This is a genomic window from Nonomuraea sp. NPDC049649, assembly GCF_040675175.1.
GTDB lineage: Bacteria > Actinomycetota > Actinomycetes > Streptosporangiales > Streptosporangiaceae > Nonomuraea.
Genome location: NZ_JBFAOH010000058.1, coordinates 21,876 through 27,875, shown reverse-complemented (window position 1 = coordinate 27,875; position 6,000 = coordinate 21,876). Strand labels below are relative to the sequence as shown.

At 66.8% G+C, this 6,000-nt stretch carries 6 protein-coding genes and 1 CRISPR repeat array; of the genes, 3 read left to right on the top strand and 3 right to left on the bottom strand.

Going from position 1 to position 6,000, the window contains the following annotated elements; genetic code table 11:
• The first annotated feature begins 315 nt into the window (after nucleotides 1-315).
• Genes AB0J42_RS35515 through AB0J42_RS35505 form a run of 3 tightly spaced genes read left to right on the top strand, consistent with a single transcriptional unit; the run spans nucleotide 316 to nucleotide 3,595 of the window.
• Nucleotides 316-1,503, top strand: a complete 1,188-nt coding sequence (locus AB0J42_RS35515) for a type IV secretion system DNA-binding domain-containing protein (protein ID WP_364302506.1) — start codon at nucleotides 316-318, stop codon at nucleotides 1,501-1,503.
• The gene (locus AB0J42_RS35510) at nucleotides 1,500-2,348 is read left to right on the top strand and encodes a replication-relaxation family protein (protein WP_364302504.1); all 849 of its coding nucleotides are present in this window, start codon (nucleotides 1,500-1,502) and stop codon (nucleotides 2,346-2,348) included. The genes AB0J42_RS35515 and AB0J42_RS35510 overlap by 4 nt, the downstream gene beginning before the upstream one ends.
• Complete coding sequence (locus AB0J42_RS35505; RefSeq protein ID WP_364302502.1) at nucleotides 2,345-3,595, top strand: NlpC/P60 family protein; 1,251 nt, start codon at nucleotides 2,345-2,347, stop codon at nucleotides 3,593-3,595. The genes AB0J42_RS35510 and AB0J42_RS35505 overlap by 4 nt, the downstream gene beginning before the upstream one ends.
• Before the next feature lie 45 nt (nucleotides 3,596-3,640).
• A CRISPR array of direct repeats spans nucleotides 3,641-4,075; the repeat unit is 28 nt; unit sequence TTGCGATCCCTCCAGGGTGATGAGCGAC.
• Nucleotides 4,076-4,404: 329 nt separating this feature from the next.
• On the opposite strand, the gene AB0J42_RS35500 is transcribed toward AB0J42_RS35505, so the two are convergent.
• The 3 genes from AB0J42_RS35500 to AB0J42_RS35490 all read right to left on the bottom strand — a co-directional run bounded on the left by AB0J42_RS35500 (nucleotide 4,405) and on the right by AB0J42_RS35490 (nucleotide 5,977).
• The gene (locus AB0J42_RS35500) at nucleotides 4,405-4,890 is read right to left on the bottom strand and encodes a hypothetical protein (protein WP_364302500.1); all 486 of its coding nucleotides are present in this window, start codon (nucleotides 4,888-4,890) and stop codon (nucleotides 4,405-4,407) included.
• Nucleotides 4,891-5,006: 116 nt separating this feature from the next.
• Nucleotides 5,007-5,315, bottom strand: a complete 309-nt coding sequence (locus tag AB0J42_RS35495) for a hypothetical protein (RefSeq protein WP_364302498.1) — start codon at nucleotides 5,313-5,315, stop codon at nucleotides 5,007-5,009.
• Between the two features lie 155 nt (nucleotides 5,316-5,470).
• A complete protein-coding gene (locus AB0J42_RS35490; RefSeq protein ID WP_364302496.1) occupies nucleotides 5,471-5,977 on the bottom strand; it encodes a hypothetical protein in 507 nt (168 codons plus the stop codon).
• Nucleotides 5,978-6,000: the final 23 nt, after the last annotated feature.

Here is a 6,000-nt window from a genome sequence, read left to right as displayed (position 1 = left end):
CTCAGCCGCGTCCGTAATCCGGCAACGAGCCCGTGACCAGCACTCCTCACGCAGCGCAAGCGATCAAAGGGGCATCAACTCACGAATCGCCCTCTGACATCACGGCGGCTCGGCCGCGGATTCCTCCTATCGGTACCTGAACTGGCCGCGCTCGCGCACCTGCCGATGGACGCCGCCGTACCCGGCCTTCTACGAGCCGGCGCCAACACGGTCGCGCCCTCGCCCCAGGTTGCCCAGCGTGGAAAGGTCCTCGGCTACGCCGACGCCGGGCATGAGTGGCCGGTTGCGCTACGGGTCATCGACTCCTGTCACCACGTGCACGTACTGGGCCCGAACGGCACCGGCAAGAGCACCCTGCTCGCCCACATGATCCTCTCCGACATCCAGGCCGGGCGTGGCGTAGCCGTCGTCGACGCCAAGGGCGACCTCGTCGCCGACCTCCTCGGCCTCATCCCCGAAGAGGCCGGGCAGCGCATCGCCCTGATCGACCCCGACGACCGCCACCCCCGGCCCGCGCTCAACGTCCTGAGCGGCGCCGACCAGGAAACGCTCGTCGACAACATCGTCGGCATCTTCCACAAGATCTACGCCGACTCCTGGGGACCACGCAGCGACGACATCCTGCGCGGCTGCTGCCTCACCCTCTCCCGCAACGGTGGAACGCTCGCCGACATCCCGTCCCTGCTCACCGATCAGGTCTACCGGAGACAACTCGTCGACCAGCTCAACGACAGCTTCCTGCTCGGGTTCTGGAACTGGTACGAGCACCTGTCGGAGCAAGCCCAGGCGCACGTCACCGCGCCCATCATGAACAAGCTCCGGGCGTTCATGCTCCGCCCGTTCGTCCGCGACATCCTCAGCTCGGCCCAATCGACCTTCGACGTCGGCGACATCCTCGACGGCGGCATCCTGCTCGCCCGGCTTCCCAAGGGAGTCGTCGGCGACGACACCGCTCGCCTGCTCGGCTCACTCCTGCTCGCCCAGGTCTGGCAGGCCGCCTCCCACCGGGCCCGGCTCGGCCGCACCCGCGCCCCGGCCACGCTCTACGTGGACGAGACGCAGAACTTCCTGAACCTGCCGCACGCGCTGTCCGACATGCTCGCCGAGGCCCGCGCCTACCGGCTGTCGATGGTCCTCGCCCACCAGCACCTGGCCCAGCTCCCCCGCGACCTCCGACAGGCGATCAGCTCCGACGCCCGAAATAAGATCTACTTCTCGCTCTCGCCTGAGGACGCCCGCGAGAACGAGCACCACTTCAGCCCATACCTGACCAAGCACGACCTGGCCAACCTGGGCGCCTTCCAGGCCGCCGCCCGCCTGATCGTCCGTTCCGCCGAGACGGCGCCGTTCACCTTGCGCACCCGTCCTTTGCCCCCGCCTGACGCGCAGCTCGCGACGCGCCTCCGAGCTGCTGCAGCCCGGGCCCATGGCCGCCTCCGCGCCCACCCCGAAGCCCTGCCGGCCGACGATCCCCGGCAGCAACCCAGAAAAGGAGAGTCATGAACGAGCACTACACGCCCGGCGTCCTCGCCTCACTAGCCACCCGGCTGACCGACCGCGACCGCCACCTACTTCGGCTGGTCTGGACCCACAAGGTCCTGACCTGCCACCAGATCGCGCACATCGCCTTTAACAACCCGATCACCGCACGCCACCGCCTGGTCAAGCTCCACCGCATCGGTGTACTGGACCGCTTCCGACCCAAACCACCCACCGGCTCAGCACCCTGGCACTACGTACTCGGCGAGCCCGGTGCGGCCGTCCTGGCCACCGAGGACGGCATAGACCTGTCGAACCTCGGCTACCGCCGCGACCGCGCCCTGTCGATCGCCTACAGCCAGCGACTCGCACACACTGTCGGCACCAACGAGGTCTTCGCCCGCCTGTACGGCGCCGCCCGCCGGACGAGGGGGTGCCGCCTGGAGACGTGGTGGACCGAGGCCCGCTGCGCCGTTCAATGGGGCAGGCATGTGCGCCCAGATGCGTACGGCAGGTGGACGGAGAACGGCAGCACGCTGGACTTCTTCCTCGAATACGACACAGGAACGGAGACCTTCGACCGGGTCCTCGCCAAGCTGTCTGGCTATGCCACCCTCACCGCGGCTACCGGCATCACCACTCCCCTCCTGTTCCTGACCAGCTCCGCCCGGAGGGAGCGCAGCTTGCACACCCGGCTCCAGCTCCGAGCCGCCCTCATGCACCTGCCCTGCGCCACCGCTGTGGCCGGAGCTGACGGGCCGGAAGGCGCGATCTGGCTACCGCACGACCGCCGGGACGGACGGCTTCGTCTCGCCCAGCTCGCCAACCACTGGCCGCAGGCAACGGCCGATACAGAGGATCGCCGTTGATCGTCGAGAGCGGCCTCACGAAGGTCCTCGTGACGGGTGGAGCCATCGTATCCGGCGTCGTTGTGATCAGCGGGGCGAGCGGCGGGGCCCAGTACGCATCGGTGTACGCCGACACGGTGTGCTCCTACGCCTTCGTACCTGGAACCCTCCCAGAGGCCGCCGGCTCGCGTGCCTCACGACTGAGCAGCGCCCAATTGGCCCATGCGAAGAGCATCGTCGACGCCGCCCGCGCCCTCAGGTTGCCCAGGCGCGCAGCCGAGATCGCGGTCGCCACCGCGATGCAGGAAAGCGGGCTCGACAACTCCGCCGTAGACGACCATGGCAAAGCCTTCGGCCTCTTCCAGCAGCGCCCGGACAGCGGATGGGGCACCCGAGCCCAGGTCAGCACACCCGACTATGTCGCACGCGCCTTCTACAAGCGGCTGATCAAGGTATCCGGCTGGGAGACCATGCCACTGACCAAAGCAGCGGCGATCGTCCAACGCCCTCAGAAGGACCTTCGCGGCGAGTACGCCAAGCACGAGCAGAAGGCCATCACGCTCACAGCCACTCTCTGGAAGCCCGCCAGCGTCGCCGCCTCACAGGGGAGCTCTCACGTCAAGCTGTCCGCCTCCGAGAAGGCCCAGGTACAGCAGGCCGTCCAGACAGCCGCCGCACTCGGCGCCCGGAGGAACTCCGCCATCGATGACGCCGCCTCCGCCCTTGCCGGGCCAGCCTCCCGAGACAGCCAGGTGAAGATAAGGCGCCGTGCCGAGACAGCGGTCACCTCGATCGCCGGCGAGCTCTGCGCCGAGCTCTCAGCAGGAGGCGTCCCGGTGGCCGCGGTCGGCCGCGGAGCAGTGGCCGTACAGGCAGCTCTTGCCATGCGGGGCGTCCCGTACTCCTGGGGTGGCGGCGGCCCGAACGGCCCCAGCTACGGCATCGGTCGAGGAGCTGGCACCAGGGGCTTCGACTGCTCAGGGTTGGCCGAGTATGCCTGGGCCAAGGCCGGTGTCCGAGTCGGCGGAGACACCTCCATGCAGTGGAACGCCGGAACCCGCGTGCCCAGGAGCAAGATCCGACCTGGAGACCTGATCTTCTTCGCCTATGACCCGAAGAACCCGGCCACGATCCACCACGTCGGCATCGCGATCGACGCCACACGCATGGTGCACGCACCATCCACCGGGAGCACCGTACGCATCGAAACCTGGGCAGGTATACCAAGCCGGGAACAGGGGTTCATCGGCATCGTCCGCCCCTCGTGAGCTGCCGACCAGAAGCGGGCCACCCACCATCGAGAGCGGGCGATATTGCAGTCCCTCTAGGGTGATGAGCGGCGCGTCCGGGCGGGACGGATGCTTGGCTACCAGGTCGTTGCAATCCCTCCAAGGATGATGAGCGACGGGCGGACGGGCTGGCGACCCGGCTGGGCGGCTTCCTGTTGCGATCCCTCCAGGGTGATGAGCGACCGTACGGCATCGACCCCGATGACCTGGACACGCTACTGTTGCGATCCCTCCAGGGTGATGAGCGACCCCTGCCGGGCGTGACTACCACCCCGGCGCGGCACATGTTGCGATCCCTCCAGGGTAATGAGCGACCCCCGATCATCCTGACCGCTCCGCCGGAGGAGGCCACGGATAGGTTGCGATCCCTCCAGGGTGATGAGCGACCCCTCCCCCGCAGAATCATCCGCAGCACCTGCTCCGGCGTGTTGCGATCCCTCCAGGGTGATGAGCGACCCCCCCAGGGTAAAGCTGCTGGTCAGAGAGGCCTTCCGACAGGCTTGAAGTAGGGATTCTGCAGCAGTCCGCCGGTAGTGCAGGAGGCCAGGTCAGAAGAGGTGTCGTCACCGTGATCCGCCACGGTACGGATGGCACTCTAGTCTCTTGGCCAGCCGGTGGGCGGCCAGCGTCGGTTCGATTTTCAAGCACCTGAGGCTGGGCGTCACAAGCCGCTCGGAACTCCTGACAGCACCTTGCATCTGATCGTAGGCTCGTGGCGACCGATCTCAGCCTTTCTTTTGTCAGAGAGTTCGAGTTGGTCCGAGGGCCGGTTCTTCGCGAACCGGCCCTCACTCCTGCTCTAGACAACGCTGGAGCAGGGCAAACCCGGGCATTGTCTCTCTTGGGCGGATTCCCACATCGAAGATCTCCGGTTCCTCGAAGACGGGCTCGCCGTTGGGGCGGCGCGCGTAGACGACCCGGCCGTAGTCCACGCCGTTCTCACGGTCGAAGCTCATCCATGTGATGGCTTCCTGTTCACCCTCCCGGAGCGGGTGATTCGAGACAGCTCGCAGAGCGATCGTGCTCGGCGGCTTGAAGATCCACACCTGCGGAACGGCCAGCACCCAGCGGTTGGCCGCGGCCTCCTGCGCCTTCTCCGCAGCCCTGATCTCGAACGCCGTCGCGGTCGCCGGGTCGCGTAGGTAGTCGTAATCGCTCAGGATGAGCTTGCGCTCGCCCTGGACCGCGACGATGGCAGGGCATTCCCGGGCCACGATGCTGTTCTCCAGACGCCGCACCACGTCAAAGAGCAGGTCCGCGGTCTCAGCGTTCATCTGGCCCTTCCTTCCGCGCCTCACTCCTCAAGGTCCGGATCAAGAGCCGCACCCAGGCGGTGAACGCTAGCAAGATGCCGCGCCAACGCGCGATCCCTTGCTCTCAGACGTGAGCGTCAAGGGCGAGGCCAGACAGGGTTGTGGCAGTCACCCCACGCAATGCCGCCGAATGAAGGCCGGCCGATGCACAGCTTGAACACTTTGATCCGGCTGATGTACGTCCGGTCTTTGCTGCAGCCGCCCTGCGGAGCGACGACGGTGTAGATCTTAGGGTCGATCGGATTCACAGTTGCGAACTCCACTTTGAAGCGGAGATCGTCCCGGTGATCGAGATCGCACACTGTGATGGTCGTGCGATCGGAGTTGACCGTAGCCTTCGCGGCGTCGCCGTAGCTAGAGACCCACGGCCCACTGTCCGCGGCCACTGGAGACGCCACCCCAGATGCCCAGAACGCAGCAACAGCAGCAACGACAGCGATCCGAGCCCTGCTCAATCGAAGACCTCCTCCGTAGGTGCACCACAAGTACACCCACTGACAGTGCATGGTCAACTACTTTGAGCTACGGGCGCGGTTTGCTTCTAACGCTCGCCAGACAACTCCACGATCACGATGTCACCGGCCGCCGCGCGTGCACCGATCTCCGGCGCCGCGGCGGTGTCGACCACGACTGTCACCATCGTGGTGCCGTTGCGCAGCTCGACCACGCTGTCCACCAGCGCGCTGGCCGCCAGCAGCCTGGCCTGCCCCGTGTGGTGGGCGTGGATGACCTGAACCCGGTATCCCGGCTTCAACTCGCTCGGCACTTGCCCCGGCTTCAGGGCCAGACCCACCCGGGCCTTGCCCTCGGCCAGCTTCTCGCTCGCCGTCGTGGTCATCTCCCTGGTGAGCAAGGTGTGGGGAAGGATCGTCACGGCGGCCACAGTCCTGGCGATCTGCTTGCGTTCCGACCACGGCACGTACTTTGCGCCGGTGTCGGCGATCAGCGCCTCCTGCATGACCGCCGGCCGAAAGCTTTCCCCCGCGCCGACCTGCTGGCTGATCCGGATCACAGAGATCCGCTGATCGGCGTGCTGTACGAGCAGCATGGTGGTAAGGGCCCCGCCGAGTA

Coding starts and splice junctions, on each gene's coding strand:
- AB0J42_RS35510 (WP_364302504.1), top strand. CDS start 1,500: ATGAACGAGCACTACACGCCCGGCGTCCTCGCCTCACTAGCCACCCGG.
- AB0J42_RS35500 (WP_364302500.1), bottom strand. CDS start 4,890: ATGAACGCTGAGACCGCGGACCTGCTCTTTGACGTGGTGCGGCGTCTG.
- AB0J42_RS35490 (WP_364302496.1), bottom strand. CDS start 5,977: ATGCTGCTCGTACAGCACGCCGATCAGCGGATCTCTGTGATCCGGATC.